Source organism: Nesterenkonia natronophila (assembly GCF_003595215.1).
GTDB classification, from domain to species: domain Bacteria; phylum Actinomycetota; class Actinomycetes; order Actinomycetales; family Micrococcaceae; genus Nesterenkonia; species Nesterenkonia natronophila.
This window is the reverse complement of sequence record NZ_QYZP01000001.1, coordinates 322,908-336,066: the sequence shown is the minus strand read 5'-3', so window position 1 is coordinate 336,066 and position 13,159 is coordinate 322,908. Positions and strand designations below refer to the sequence as shown.

At 64.5% G+C, this 13,159-nt stretch carries 14 protein-coding genes; 8 read left to right on the top strand and 6 right to left on the bottom strand.

All coding sequences use genetic code 11. The features are described from left to right. Complete coding sequence (locus D3250_RS01600; RefSeq protein ID WP_119901610.1) at positions 1-921, top strand: ion transporter; 921 nt, start codon at positions 1-3, stop codon at positions 919-921. A 52-nt stretch (positions 922-973) separates the two neighbouring features. On the opposite strand, the gene D3250_RS01595 is transcribed toward D3250_RS01600, so the two are convergent. Beyond that, a complete protein-coding gene (locus D3250_RS01595; protein ID WP_119901609.1) occupies positions 974-1,876 on the bottom strand; it encodes a phosphoribosylaminoimidazolesuccinocarboxamide synthase in 903 nt (300 codons plus the stop codon). Next, the gene (gene purD / locus D3250_RS01590; RefSeq protein ID WP_119901608.1) at positions 1,873-3,201 is read right to left on the bottom strand and encodes a phosphoribosylamine--glycine ligase; all 1,329 of its coding nucleotides are present in this window, start codon (positions 3,199-3,201) and stop codon (positions 1,873-1,875) included. Before purD ends, D3250_RS01595 begins: the two co-directional genes overlap by 4 nt. A 119-nt stretch (positions 3,202-3,320) precedes the next feature. On the opposite strand from purD, the gene D3250_RS01585 reads away from it, so the two are divergent. The 7 genes from D3250_RS01585 (at position 3,321) to D3250_RS01555 (ending at position 9,748) form a co-directional block, all read left to right on the top strand. Further along, a complete protein-coding gene (locus D3250_RS01585) occupies positions 3,321-4,349 on the top strand; it encodes an asparaginase (RefSeq protein ID WP_192892542.1) in 1,029 nt (342 codons plus the stop codon). Positions 4,350-4,490: 141 nt separating this feature from the next. Beyond that, positions 4,491-4,841 carry a sterol carrier family protein gene (locus D3250_RS01580; protein ID WP_119901606.1) on the top strand — a complete coding sequence of 117 codons (351 nt, stop codon included), beginning with the start codon at positions 4,491-4,493 and terminating at the stop codon, positions 4,839-4,841. 9 nt (positions 4,842-4,850) lie between these two features. Then, positions 4,851-5,132, top strand: a complete 282-nt coding sequence (locus tag D3250_RS01575; protein WP_119901605.1) for a hypothetical protein — start codon at positions 4,851-4,853, stop codon at positions 5,130-5,132. A 2-nt stretch (positions 5,133-5,134) separates the two neighbouring features. After that, entirely contained in the window at positions 5,135-6,766 is a 1,632-nt protein-coding gene (purF, locus tag D3250_RS01570; protein WP_119901604.1) for an amidophosphoribosyltransferase, read from the top strand. Continuing rightward, positions 6,759-7,913 carry a phosphoribosylformylglycinamidine cyclo-ligase gene (gene purM, locus D3250_RS01565; protein ID WP_119901603.1) on the top strand — a complete coding sequence of 385 codons (1,155 nt, stop codon included), beginning with the start codon at positions 6,759-6,761 and terminating at the stop codon, positions 7,911-7,913. The genes purF and purM overlap by 8 nt, the downstream gene beginning before the upstream one ends. 40 nt (positions 7,914-7,953) lie before the next feature. Beyond that, the gene (locus tag D3250_RS01560) at positions 7,954-8,991 is read left to right on the top strand and encodes a nucleoside hydrolase (protein WP_119901602.1); all 1,038 of its coding nucleotides are present in this window, start codon (positions 7,954-7,956) and stop codon (positions 8,989-8,991) included. Next, positions 8,975-9,748: a queuosine precursor transporter gene (locus tag D3250_RS01555; protein WP_119901601.1), complete on the top strand. Its 774-nt coding sequence runs from the start codon at positions 8,975-8,977 to the stop codon at positions 9,746-9,748. The genes D3250_RS01560 and D3250_RS01555 overlap by 17 nt, the downstream gene beginning before the upstream one ends. Here the strand turns inward: D3250_RS01555 and D3250_RS01550 are convergent. The 4 genes from D3250_RS01550 to D3250_RS01535 are packed head-to-tail and all read right to left on the bottom strand — an operon-like array spanning position 9,730 to position 13,060. Further along, a complete protein-coding gene (locus D3250_RS01550; protein ID WP_119901600.1) occupies positions 9,730-10,278 on the bottom strand; it encodes a TetR/AcrR family transcriptional regulator in 549 nt (182 codons plus the stop codon). The genes D3250_RS01555 and D3250_RS01550 overlap by 19 nt on opposite strands. A gap of 12 nt (positions 10,279-10,290) precedes the next feature. After that, positions 10,291-11,886: an MFS transporter gene (locus tag D3250_RS01545; protein WP_318778938.1), complete on the bottom strand. Its 1,596-nt coding sequence runs from the start codon at positions 11,884-11,886 to the stop codon at positions 10,291-10,293. Positions 11,887-11,936: 50 nt separating this feature from the next. Continuing rightward, the gene (locus D3250_RS01540; protein WP_119901599.1) at positions 11,937-12,863 is read right to left on the bottom strand and encodes a Sir2 family NAD-dependent protein deacetylase; all 927 of its coding nucleotides are present in this window, start codon (positions 12,861-12,863) and stop codon (positions 11,937-11,939) included. Between the two features lie 8 nt (positions 12,864-12,871). After that, the gene (locus D3250_RS01535; RefSeq protein WP_119902231.1) at positions 12,872-13,060 is read right to left on the bottom strand and encodes a DUF3073 domain-containing protein; all 189 of its coding nucleotides are present in this window, start codon (positions 13,058-13,060) and stop codon (positions 12,872-12,874) included. Between the last annotated feature and the right edge of the window lie 99 nt (positions 13,061-13,159).

Below are 13,159 nucleotides of genomic sequence, written 5' to 3'. Positions count from 1 at the left end.
ATGTCAGAAGCTGCTTCCCCTGTCACCCCTGTGACCTCCACGGACGTCCCCCACTGGCGACAGCGGCTGGGCACCTGGGTTGAATCCACCGCCGTGGAGCGGTTCGTCGTCGCCGTGATTCTGATCAACGCTGTGGTGCTCGGCATGGAGACCTCTCCAGCGCTGATGGACGCCTTCGGAGGCCTGCTCATCGGGATCGACGCCGCCTGCCTGGCGATCTTCGTGCTGGAAATCAGCCTCAAGCTCGTGGCCTTCGGGTGGAAGTTCTTCCGCAATCCGTGGAACGTCTTCGACTTCATCGTGGTGGGGGTTGCCCTGGTGCCAGCAGGTGCAGGGTTCGAGGTGCTCCGCACCCTGCGCGTCCTGCGCGTGCTGCGACTGATCTCCGCCCTACCTCAGCTGCGCAAAGTGGTCAGCGCGCTGCTGCACGCGGTGCCCGGAATCCTGTCCACAGGCGCGCTGCTGGCGCTGATCTTCTACGTGGCGTCTGTCATGGCCACCACGTTCTTCCGTGAGACTCTTCCGGAGTTCTTCGGCAGCTTCGGCGCCTCGCTGTTCAGCCTGTTCCAGATTGCCACCCTGTCCAGCTGGGAGACGATCGTCCGGCCCGCCATGGAGGAACATCCCTGGGCGTGGGCATTCTTCATACCTTTCATCATTCTCGCCGCCTTCACGGCTTTGAACCTCATCATCGCTGTGATTGTGGACGCCATGAACACCCTGCACGATATGCCTTCGGCGGCCGTCCTAAGCACTGGTAATGAGTATGACGACGACACCTCAGGTGAACGCCGGACCTCCACCGGCGATCCGAGCGTGGCATCCGACGACCACCATCTGCTGTACCGGGAGATCAGAGAGCTCCGCGCCGACGTCGCCGAGCTCTCCGCCCAGCTCAAAGGTGCCGATCGGCACGGCTGAGGCCACGCAGCGGACGCACAAGTGAGCCCCCAGCATCGGGCTTCGGGCCCGGCTAAATGAAGTTCGGGAGCTCTGTGCCGGTGAGGCGCCGGTAGGCATCCAGGTAGCGTTCCTGGGTCGCGGCGACGATGTCCGCCGGAAGCTCCGGTGGGGCGTCGTCGGAATTCCTGTCCCACCCTGAGGCGTCGCTGGTGAGCCAGTTGCGGACGAATTGCTTGTCGAAGCTGGGCTGCGCCTTACCCGGCGCCCAATCCTCTGCCGGCCAGAACCTCGACGAGTCTGGGGTAAGCACCTCATCAGCGAGCACGAGGGCGCCCTGGTCATCAAGTCCGAACTCGAACTTGGTGTCGGCCAAGATGATCCCGGCGGCACGTGCCTTCGCCTCGGCGAGCGCGTACACCCGCAGGGCCGCATCCCGCAGCCGCCGCGCCAGGTCCGCCCCGATGCTCTGCTGGAGCTGCTCGAAGCTGATGTTCTCATCGTGGTCACCCTGCTCCGCCTTAGTGGAGGGAGTGAAGAGGGGTTCGGGAAGCGCGGATCCGTCGGTGAGTCCTCCGGGGAGCACAATGCCGGTCACAGTGCCGGTCTCACGGTATTCGGCCAGACCGGAGCCGGTGAGGTAGCCGCGCACAATCGCTTCGGCTTCCACCATGTCCAGGGAACGCACGACGACGCCGCGGCCCGCCACTTCCTCCGGCACCTCAGTACTGACCAGGTGGTTCCCGATTCCTTCAGCGGCCAGCTGCTCGAACCACCAGAGGCTGAGCTGCGTGAGGATGATGCCTTTTCCGGGGATGCCGGGACTGAGCACATGGTCATAGGCGCTGATCCGGTCGGTGGCGACCATGAGCAGGACATCTTCCCCATCCCACGGGGAGCCAGCGTCCGGGGTGTAGAGGTCCCGGACCTTGCCGGAGCTCAGATGCCGCCACCCTGGGAGGCCGGTCGCGGTCACTGTTGAGGCCCTTCAGGCGCTGGGCTGCCAGGGTTGATCTGGCCGGCGAGTGCTTTGGCCGCAATGTCCGTGCGGTGCTGGGCACCAGACCACTCAATACGGTCCACACCGGCGTAGGCGCGGTCCACGGCCTCGCGCAGCGTGCCTCCTGTGCCGACCACAGCCAGGACGCGGCCTCCGGCAGTCGCCAGTCCCTCATCCTTCTCAGCGGTGCCAGCGTGCAGGACAGCCACCCCATCAAGTGCTTCAGCGTCCGCGATGCCGGTGATGGCATCCCCCTTGCGGGGCGCCTCGGGGTAGTTCTCGGCAGCCATCACCACATCCGCTGCATAGCCGTCGGACCACCGAAGGTGACGGCCGGTGCCCAACTGGCCGGTGGCGGCGTCGAACAGGAGCGCTCCCAGCGGGGTGGCGAGGCGTTCCAGGACGGCCTGGATTTCTGGGTCGCCGAAGCGGGCGTTGAACTCCACCACCCGAACACCTCGGGAGGTGATCGCCAGGCCGCAGTAGAGCACGCCGACAAAGGGTGTGCCGCGGCGAGCCATCTCCTCGACCGTGGGGCGCGCGACCCGGTCCACCACGATTTCGGTGAAGTTCCGGGGCACTCCCCCGTGGGTTTCGGTGTAACCCTCCAGCCAGTCCAGCGGTGTGTAGGCACCCATGCCACCAGTGTTGGGGCCGGCGTCGTCGTCATAAATGCGTTTGAAGTCCTGCGCGGGTGACATCGGCACCAAGTTCTGGCCGTCACAGATGACGAATAGGGAGACCTCGGGGCCGTCCAGGAACTCTTCGATGACCACGGTGCTTCCGCCGGTGAGGCAGGCTTCCGCGTGGGTTTGGGCTTCGTCGCGGTTTTCGGTGACCACCACACCTTTGCCGGCGGCGAGTCCGTCATCTTTGACCACGTAGGGGGGTCCGAATCGGTTCAGCGCGTCCGCGGCCTCGGCGGCTGTGGTGATGTGGATGGCTTCCGCGGTGGGTACGGCGGCGGCCGCCATGATCTCCTTGGCGAATGCTTTGGAGGCCTCTAGCTGGGCGGCGTCCTGGGAAGGACCGAAGACGGGGATTCCAGCGGCGCGGACGGCGTCGGCTACTCCTGCAGCCAGGGGCGCCTCGGGCCCAATCACCACCAGATCGTATGCGCCGGCAGCCGCAAGCGCGGCCACCGATTCGGGGTCTGTGGCGTCCACCGGACGGCAGGTCACATCCCGGGCGATTCCGGCATTACCCGGAGCGGCCTCCACTGTCTCGACCGCCGGGTCGCGCAGCAGCGCACGGACAATGGCATGTTCTCGACCCCCGGGGCCCAGCACCAAGATCTTCACGGTTCCTTACCTTACCGTGCAGTCCGCCGCTCAAAAGCGTTCCAGCCGCAGCGTGGAGGAGCCGCGCAGCACCGGCATAACTGGTGCGGGCTCGGCCGACTGGCCGTATGGTGGAAGCTATGAGCACCCATGCTGCGACTGCGCCCCATACCACCACTGCCGCTGAGTCCGCCGAACTCGCCGTGGTGACGCGGGCGGGTCTCGCAGAGTCCCGTCACGTGGGGTCCGCGGTGTTGGTTGGCCCCGACGGGGAGGTCATGACACGTGTTGGGGCGCCAGAGGGCATTATGTTCCCGCGCTCCTCCCTCAAGCCTCTGCAAGCGTTGGCATCGCTGAGGGTCGGCGCGCTGGTCAGCCCGGAGGCGGTTGCCCTGGCTTGCGGGTCGCACGTGGGCTCTGAGCGGCACCAGAATGCTGCCGCGACCATCCTCGCCAGAGAGCGTCTGGATGAGTCGTATCTGAAGTGCCCGGTTGCCTACCCTGCGCGCAGTGCGGACCTCGAGGCCCATATCCGTGCCGATAGGATCGAGACGCCGCTGGCCTACAACTGCTCCGGAAAGCACGCAGTGTTCTTAGCTGCCACCCGCACACAGGGCTCTCGTCTGGCCACCTACACCGACCCAGAGCATCCGCTCCAGCAGATGGTCACCAAGGTCTACACCGAGTACTGCGGTGAAGCGCCCACTACCCTGGGGGTCGACGGCTGCGGCGCCCCTGCAGCGGCCATGAGCCTGACCTCCCTCGCCCGCGGCATCGGGCGGCTCAGTTCGGCACTCACCAAGCGCGATGCTGAAGTGCACGCATTCACCGTCGCCCAAGCCATGCTCGACTATCCGTGGGCTGTGCGAGGTGTCGGCGAACCGGACACCGTGGTCATAGAGCAGCTCGGCCTGCTCACCAAATCAGGGGCCGAAGGTGTCCTGGTCGTCGCGGCACCCGACGGCACCACCGCTGCGGTGAAGACCTTGGACGGCTCTGGACGGCCCAACCACTTGGTGGCACTGAGTCTGCTGGCCGCAGCGGGCAAGGTTGACCTGGACGACCTGGATCGGACGCTGAAGATCCTAGTCCCCCCGATCACCGGGGGCGCAGACAAACGACCAGCCGGTGACCTGCGACTGTCCGAGGCCGTGACCTCCCAACTGTGATCTTGTGTCCTGGCTGAGCCCTGTGCGCAGCAGCGAGCCGACACTGCCTGCACCAGCAGCCCCAATTGTCAGGTCTCTTTTGATTTTTCAGCACCCTATAGGAACCTGATATCCCAACAACCACCTGATTGAGGGAGAGTGATGGCACGACGCCGCATCACCCACCAGGACGGCCGGGCAGCGGTGCAGGCCTGGACTGCAGGCCACACGGACCGTGGCAGTATCGCTACGGCTGTGCGCTACCTTCTTGAGGAACTGAGTGATCGTGTGCCCGGAGGCGCCGTGGAGGTGCGGGTGCCACCCTTCGGTGTCACCCAGTGCATGACAGGCGTGGCGCACTGCCGCGGCACTCCGCCCAATGTGGTGGAGCTGAGCCCCACTGCGTGGCTGGAGGTGGCGACAGGCGCAAGCAGCTGGGAGCAGGCACAGCGGGAGGGGAGGATCTCATCCTCAGGCACTCGGGCGGATTTGAGCCCTGTGCTTCCCCTGTAGAATTGACACATGCCTTCTGAGACGCAGCACCGCAAGGTGAGCGTGCGTACCGCCCCCAAACTCGTACCGTTCCTGGTAGGCGCGGTTCTGGTGGCGTTCACCACAGCGGTGATCGTGGTGTACAACACGCCGGAAGACCCCAACTACTCCCGCGCATCCTCGCTGGGATACATCACGCTGGTGCTCTGCATGCCGGCCCTGGCGCTCGCGGCGACGGCCTGGCTGGTGTTGGACAAGGTGCTCCGACGGCGCAGCACCACCTATGACATCAAACCGGCAGGAGAGCGCTGAGCATGGTCCGTGCAGACGGTCGCCTCAATCACAACCTTCTTGACGAGGACCCCCTCCCCCAGGACGAGTGCGGGGTCTTCGGCGTATGGGCACCAGGTGAAGAGGTCGCTAAGCTGACCTTCTACGGGCTTTTTGCCCTGCAGCACCGAGGCCAAGAGTCGGCCGGCATCGCCACCTCAGACGGGAACAACATCCACGTTTACAAGGATGTGGGATTGGTCTCCCAGGTCTTCGACGAAGCGACGCTCAATGCCCTGCGCGGGCACATTTCAATCGGTCACTGCCGCTACTCCACCACCGGCGGAAACCAATGGTCCAACGCTCAGCCCACACTCGGAGCCACCCCCCACGGAACAGTCGCTCTGGGCCACAATGGCAACCTGACCAACTCCGCGGACCTCTACGAGCAAGTGACCTCCCGTCCCGACGCCACCAAGTCCGGGGAGCTGGCCCAGGGCAACACCACCGACACCGCCCTGGTCACCGCACTGTTGAGGGATCAGCCCGGGGACTCTATGGAGGAGCAGGCCCTGGCGCTGCTGCCGACACTCAAGGGCGCTTTCTGTCTGGTCTTCATGGACGAGAACACGCTCTACGCCGCCCGTGACGCCCAGGGGGTTCGTCCCTTGGTGCTTGGCCGGCTCAACAACGGCTGGGTTGTGGCTTCAGAACAGTCAGCACTCGCAACTGTCGGCGCTTCCATCATTCGGGAGATCGAACCGGGTGAGCTGATCGCCATTGACGCCGACGGCGTGCGCTCCCATCAGTTCGCTGAGTCCGCACCGGCCCGCTGCGTGTTCGAGTACGTCTACCTGGCCAGGCCTGATGCCAACATCAACGGCCGCAGCGTCTATGAATCCCGGGTTGAGATGGGCCGGCAACTGGCGCGGGAGGACTCGAACGACGCCGACATCGTCATCCCGGTGCCCGAGTCCGGCACACCTGCCGCGGTGGGATACGCAGAGGCTTCCGGCCTTCCGTTCGCCCAAGGATTCATCAAGAATGCATATGTGGGCCGAACCTTCATCCAGCCGAGCCAGACACTGCGGCAACTGGGCATTCGGCTGAAACTCAACGTCCAGGACCATGTGGTGCGCGGCAAGAAAGTGGTGGTGGTGGACGATTCGATCGTCCGCGGCAACACTCAGCGTGCGATCGTCAGGATGCTCCGGGAGGCCGGCGCAGTGGAGATCCATGTGAAGATCTCCTCCCCACCCATCAAGTGGCCCTGTTTCTATGGCATCGACTTCGCCACCCGGGCCGAGCTCATCGCCAACGGCGCCACCTTGGAGGAGATCACCAACGCAGTGGGGGCCGATTCCCTGGCGTACATTTCCGAAGAGGGCATGGTCGCCGCCACCGGACAGCCACGCAGCACCCTCTGCACGGCCTGCTTCTCCGGGAAGTACCCCATTGAGCTGCCTCCTGAAGAGCGCCGGGGAAAGATGCTGCTGGAGCAGCCCGCACTTCCGGGTATGCCGCACCGACGAGCGCAAACAGGTTGCGAGCCCGGCCCGGACGCGGAGTTCGAGCTGGACGAAACCGAGATCCCGCTGACCCAGGAGACGGACCTCGAGGCTGAAGAGACCGGGATCTACGAGCCGACGCTGTCAGGAAGGGCAAGCGGTGACTGACACTTCACCCATCACTTACGCGGCTGCAGGCGTGGATGTGGAGGCCGGCGACCGCGCCGTGGAACTGATGAAAGCCCATATTGAGGCTACTCATACCCCACAGGTGGTCGGCGGATTCGGCGGTTTCGCGGGACTCTACGACGCGTCCGAGCTCAAGCGCCTGCCGCGGCCGCTGCTGGCGACCTCCACAGATGGTGTCGGCACCAAAGTAGCTATCGCCCAGGCCATGGATATCCACGACACCATCGGGTTTGATCTCGTAGGCATGGTGGTGGATGACATTGTGGTCGCCGGCGCCAAACCCCTTTTCATGACCGACTACATCGCTTGCGGGAAGGTGGAGCCTGCCCGCATTGCAGGCATCGTCTCTGGGATCGCCAAAGCCTGCGCCGAGGCCGGAACGGCCCTGGTGGGTGGCGAGACAGCGGAGCACCCGGGCCTACTGGGCGAGCATGAGTATGACGTCGCCGGGGCAGCCACCGGAGTGGTGGACGCCTCCGCCGTGCTGGGCCCCGAGCGGGTGCAGGCCGGTGATGTCATTGTTGCCATGGCGTCCTCCGGTATTCACTCCAATGGGTACTCACTGATCCGGCGTATTGTCCGGGACGCTGGCTGGGACTTCACTCGGGATGTCCCGGAGTTCGGCCGGACCTTGGGTGAGGAGCTGCTGGAGCCCACCAAGCTCTACACGGCGCCCTGCCTGGACCTGGTGACCACCTTCAATGGAGACCCGGCGGATCAGCAGATTGCACCCGATGCTCCAGTGCGCGGCTTCAGCCATGTCACCGGCGGCGGTATGGCCGCGAATCTTGCCCGCGTACTGCCCCATGGCCTGATGGCCACCGTGGACCGGTCCAGCTGGGCCTGGCCGGAGGTCTTCTCTGTGATGGCTGAGCTCGGTCGGGTCCCGCAGGCGGACCTGGAACGGACACTGAATCTGGGCGTGGGAATGATAGCTGTGGTGGCCGCTGAAGAGGCCAGCGGCGTCGTCGCGCATCTGAACACTGCGGGGCAGCGTGCGTGGGTGATGGGTGAGGTCAGCGAATACTCACCGCAGGATGTAGCGGGGGCGGGCGATGACTTCGTGCAGGGCGCCAAGGGCGTGGACGGCGGCGGTGTGCTGCTGACTGGTCACTACGCACGCTGACTCAAGTTCCCGGCTTGCGCGCCGGAGATGGAATGGACCCATGATTCCCCTCTTCCTCGACTGCGATCCGGGCATCGACGACGCCGTCGCCCTGGGCTACATGGTGTGCCAGACGGATGTCGAGGTGGTGGGCATCGCTGCCACAGGCGGTAATGTTCCCACCGCACAGACCGTGCGCAATGCTTTGAGCTGGTTGGAGCTTGCCGGGCGCAGCAATATTGCAGTCCACCCAGGTGCCCAGCTGCCCCTGGCGCACAAGGCCCCCTACCGGTCGAGTGCCCTGACTCCCCCGGTTTACGCGGATGACACTCATGGGCCCGTCGGCACAGGCCACGCGGCCTTGCCCACTCCGAGGACGACGCCCCCGCCCGTCTCCGCTGCAGAAGCGTGGGTGAATGCCGCCCACACCCACCCTGGTGAGCTGATCGGGGTCGTCACCGGCCCGTGCACCAACCTGGCCATGGCATTGGAGCTGGAGCCTGATCTTCCGCGACTGACCAAGCGGATCTTTGTCATGGGAGGGGCGTTCAACTACCGCGGGAACACCAAACCGACCACCGAGTGGAACATCGACCACGATCCGGAGGCGGCAGCCTGCGTGTTCAACAGGTTCGCTGCTGCGCAGCACCTCCCAGTGGTGGGGCCGATCGAAGCCACCGAGGCCGTTGTGATCACGCCAGAACGCCTCGGGCGGATCCTGACCGGGACCAGCGATCCCCGCTGGCGGACCTGGTTGGAGCACCTGGGGGAAGCTCTGCGCTTCTACTTCGAGTTCCACGCCTCCGACGGCCACGGCTATGTGGCCCAAGTCCATGACCCATATGTGCTGGCTGCCGCCCTGCAATGGGCTCGCCACCCCGATCCCACGGTCCCGATTCCGTGGGCGGAGAGCACCCGTGCGGCGATCGATGTGGAGCTGGAGGGTTCGCTGACCCGCGGCGAGACTGTGGCAGACTGGCTGGGACGCTGGGGCGCTGCCCCCAATGCCGAGCTTGTTCGCCGGATCGATGCGGAGAGCTTTCTTCATCACCTGGAAACCACCCTGACGAGAGGACCGACCTATGATCACGCCCGATAACGGATCTGGGCAGGGGTCCGCACACGTTGCGGCCCCCGGAGAAACCCGAAAAGCCCGCTTTGCCCACCCCGGTAGCCAGTACTTCGCAGTTCTGGTCTCACTGCTCGCCGCGTTCTACCTGATCTCCAATATCGCCGCCACCAAACAGATGGACTTCGGCGGCTGGGTCGTGGACGGCGGCGTCTTCCTCTTCCCACTGACCTATCTGCTCGGCGGCATCATCTCTGAGGTCTACGGCTTCCGGGCTGCGATGCGAGCGGTGTTCGTCGGGTTCGCCGTGATGGTGGTCGGTGCAGTCGTCTTCGGCCTGGTGACGATCTCCCCGGCGCTGGGCGACTCATACAACCAGGAAGCCTTCGAGATCCTCTTTGGCTGGGACGGCGTATACATCCGGATCCTGGCAGCCTCTCTGATCGGCTTCGTGCTCGGGCAGGTGATGAATTCCATCGTGATCGTTAAGGTTAAGGAACGCTTCGGCGAATCCAACCTTTGGGCCCGCATCATGTCTTCCACGGTGTTCGGCCAAGTCGCAGATACTTTCGTCTTCGGGCTGATCGCCTTTACTGCTTTCCCACTGTTCCTCAACGTGCTGCCCGGAGTAGACCTGTTCGTGATGATGAGTTGGACAGAGTTCGCCAGTTACTTTGTGTTCGGCGTCATCTACAAGTGTCTGGTGGAGTTCCTGCTGTTCCCACTCACCTATGGTGTAGTGCGGATGCTGAAGTCCCGCGAGCCCAGCTACGGGATGGGCTCCTGACCCAGGGCAATGATCTCCTCCACCAATCGCGCGCGGACCTCCGGCCTGAGCTCGCTGTCAGCGATTGACTCGTAGAACCAGAGACCGTCGGCGGCCAGCCGGGCGATGAAGCGGCGCACCGCCTCGTCATCTTCGGCGGCCGTCGGCTCCTGGGCGGCCCAGCGCTGGTAGACCCCGTTCCACACCTGGTTGGCGGCCGTGTTCTGTGTGGCTGCTTCCAGGGTCAGCAGCAGTTCGGCCCGGTCAGGGTTCTGTGAGGCCCGCACGTAGGCTGCCGTTCTGGTGTCCTCATCCAGTCCAGTGACGGTGTCCTGTCCCACTTCGCGGACCATGCACTGCTCCCACTGGTCGGCCACATACTGATGCAGCGCCAGCAGCAGGTCCTCACGGGACGGGAAGTGGTAGAGAAGTCCACCCTTGGTCAGTGCAGCCTCCGCTGCGACTGCCTCGTAGGACAATGCGGTGACACCTTCCCGTTGGACGATGCGCTTGGCAGCCTCGAGCGCTGCTTCCCGTTTGGACTCCCTCATTGGTCCTCCACCCTAGTGGTTGTCTGGATACGCCTGTGATTCTGTGCCAGGAGTGTAGCGCCGCAGCAGCCACGCGCAGCCAAAAGCACCCAGAGTGACGACGACGCATGTGGCCACCAGAACCGCGAGATACGCGGAGTCGAAGGCAGCTGTGGCCGCAGAGACCACCGCGGCGTCGTCGCTGGAGAGTGCTATGGCCGGGGCACTGCCGACCATGTCCGGGTTTCCCTCTGGGAGGGTGAGTGCGCGGGAGTACACCAAGGTCAGCAGGGAGCCCATGGTCGCCACAGCCACCAGTCCGCCGAATTCGTAGGAGACCTCCTCCAGGGAGGCTGCCATTCCTGCGCGGCGGGGCGGCACATTGCCCATGATCGCGGTGGAGGCCACCGACATAGAGGCCCCCAACCCGATACCGGACACCACGAGCCCTGCAATGAGCATGGGCACTGAGTCCTCCAGCGCTGCGGCAATGACGATTCCTGAACCGATCGCGGCGGTGCCGATGCCCCCGGCGATGAGCACCAGCAGTCCCACACGGTGCAGCACCGCGCCACCGAAGATAGCGAAGGGCATGGAGGCAACTGCCAGCGCGGTGACCAGCATGCCCGCCTCCAGGGGAGTGAACCCTTCCACCAGCTGGTAGCGCTGCGTGATGACCAGTTGGAGCCCCATGATGGTGAAGATGGACGCCCCTGCTGCCACCACGCCGCCGCTGAATCCGCGGTTGCGGAACACGGTGAAGTCGACCAGGGGTTCGGTCGGCGAGCGCATCAGCCTCAGTTGGCGCCGCACAAACAGGGTGAGCACTATCCCGCCGATCACTGAGGAAATCACCGCAAGGGGGAGATTCAGCGGCGCCTCGGCCCAAGTCTTGAGAGCCAGCACAGTGGCCGCCATGCCGACTAGCGCCTGAGCAGAGGACACCGCGTCCCAGCGACGGGCAGGGTTGGTGAGGTTGCGCGGTCCGATGACGATGATCAGGATACTGGCGGCGACGACGATGGGAACGTTGATGAGGAAGACCGACCCCCACCAGAACCATTCCAGCAGTGCCCCGGATACCACCGGTCCGGCAGCCATGCCGACAGTGGCGGTGGCTGCCCAAATTGCGATGGCGACATTGCGCTCACGCTCAGCGGCGAAGCTGATTCGGATCAGGGCCAGCGTGGCCGGCATCATGGCCGCTGCTCCGACGCCTTTGAGCAGACGCGCGATGATCAGCGCCTCCGGATTGGCGGAGAAAGCGGCCGCCAAGGAGGCAGACCCGAAGATGAGCAGCCCGATCTGAAAGACTCGCTTATGCCCGAACCTGTCGCCGAGGGCCCCGGAGCCCAAGAGCAGCCCCGCCATGGTGAGCGGATATCCGTTGATGATCCACAGCTGCTGAGAGTTGGTGGCGCCCAGCTCATTGGAGAGAATCGGCAGCGCGGTGTAGAGGATGGTGTTGTCCAGGGCGATCAGCAGCAGTGCAGAGGAGACGATGCCGAGCACCATCCACCGCTGCCACCGGCTCAGGGAGCGGTCCGGTGCGGACGTCGTCTCAGCGAGCCCGGCCAGACGCAGCGCTCCAGTGTCGGTAGTCGGGTCGCCGTGCAGTCTTCTGTTCACCACCACTCACCAAACTGTACCGTACGTTCGGTACAGTTTGAAGGGGCTGTTCAGAGTTCGACGCCCAGGCTCTGCAGCGCGGGAGTGATGGGAGTGCGCCAACGCCAGGTGGCTTTGGCATCAACCCGGGAGGGGCCTCCATTGATCACTGTGACCTGTTTGCCCGCGCGGTCCATGCCTAGCGCTATGGAGTACCCGCTCATAACTGCCATGGAGGAGCCGACCACTAGCAGCGAGGACGATTCGTTGACCAGCCGGTCCACCGCGGCTTTGCGCTCTGCGGGAACACTCTCCCCAAAATAGACGACGTCCGGCTTAAGGGTGGCCGCTCGGCACACCAAGCAGGTGACCAGATTGAAGCTCTGCACCCACTGCTCATCCAAGGTGACATCCCCATCCGGGTTGACGTTCTCCGCCGCCACGGCGGCGGCCTCTGCGTAGCCGGGGTTGGCTTCCTCCAGCCGTTCATCCAATGCGGTGCGTGACTCATAATGACCGCAGGTCAGGCACACCACCTGGGAGAGATCCCCGTGCAGCGGCACCAGGGTGGAATCGGCAGCGCTTACCGCCGCGTGCAGACCGTCAACATTTTGAGTGACCAGACCGGTGAGCAGTCCTGACCGTTGCCAACCAGCCAGAATCTCGTGGCCCCGGTTCGGCTTGGCTTGCCCCAGGTGTCGCCAGCCCACAAAAGAACGAGCCCAGTAGCGGTGGCGAGCAGCGGCGTCGTACCTGAACTCCTGGTACGTCATGGGCCTGTGCTTCTTCAATGATCCGGCAGGCCCCCTGTAGTCAGGAATACCGGAGTCGGTGGAGATTCCAGCGCCGGTGACACACAGCACCGAACCGCTGCGCAGCTGTTCAAGGATGCCAGCTTTGGCAGTCTCAGGATCATGCGGCGGCGCGGATTCACCCACTGTGCGCGCAATAGACCTCAGCGCCGCGCGGTGGGCCCGCTCAGCCTGTTGGTTGAGCACCTGACCGTTCAGCGGTCGTAGTCATCGTCCCAATCCCCAGAGGGATCTTCGTCAGCGTCGTCGCTGCTTGGGCTTGGGATCTCTCCCCGTGCCTGGGCAAGCTCCCGCTCCAGGGCGGACAGATCGGTGTTCGGGGTGTAGTACTTGATCTCCCGCGCCTGCTTCGTAGCTTTCGCCTTCTGACGGCCACGCCCCATGAGCGGGACCCCCTTAACGTCGTCTCGAAATGGCCTCACGATGAACATTCATCGCCGGCTTGACTCTTGGATGAAGTGGTTGGTGCTCTCTAGGTTAAC

Excerpts from the sequence above, each read along its gene's own strand:
- D3250_RS01580 (WP_119901606.1), top strand. The coding sequence starts at position 4,491 with ATGGCACGACGCCGCATCACCCACCAGGACGGCCGGGCAGCGGTGCAG.
- D3250_RS01600 (WP_119901610.1), top strand. The coding sequence starts at position 1 with ATGTCAGAAGCTGCTTCCCCTGTCACCCCTGTGACCTCCACGGACGTC.
- D3250_RS01575 (WP_119901605.1), top strand. The coding sequence starts at position 4,851 with ATGCCTTCTGAGACGCAGCACCGCAAGGTGAGCGTGCGTACCGCCCCC.
- D3250_RS01535 (WP_119902231.1), bottom strand. The coding sequence starts at position 13,060 with ATGGGGCGTGGCCGTCAGAAGGCGAAAGCTACGAAGCAGGCGCGGGAG.
- purF (WP_119901604.1), top strand. The coding sequence starts at position 5,135 with ATGGTCCGTGCAGACGGTCGCCTCAATCACAACCTTCTTGACGAGGAC.
- D3250_RS01555 (WP_119901601.1), top strand. The coding sequence starts at position 8,975 with ATGATCACGCCCGATAACGGATCTGGGCAGGGGTCCGCACACGTTGCG.
- D3250_RS01550 (WP_119901600.1), bottom strand. The coding sequence starts at position 10,278 with ATGAGGGAGTCCAAACGGGAAGCAGCGCTCGAGGCTGCCAAGCGCATC.
- D3250_RS01560 (WP_119901602.1), top strand. The coding sequence starts at position 7,954 with ATGATTCCCCTCTTCCTCGACTGCGATCCGGGCATCGACGACGCCGTC.
- D3250_RS01585 (WP_192892542.1), top strand. The coding sequence starts at position 3,321 with ATGAGCACCCATGCTGCGACTGCGCCCCATACCACCACTGCCGCTGAG.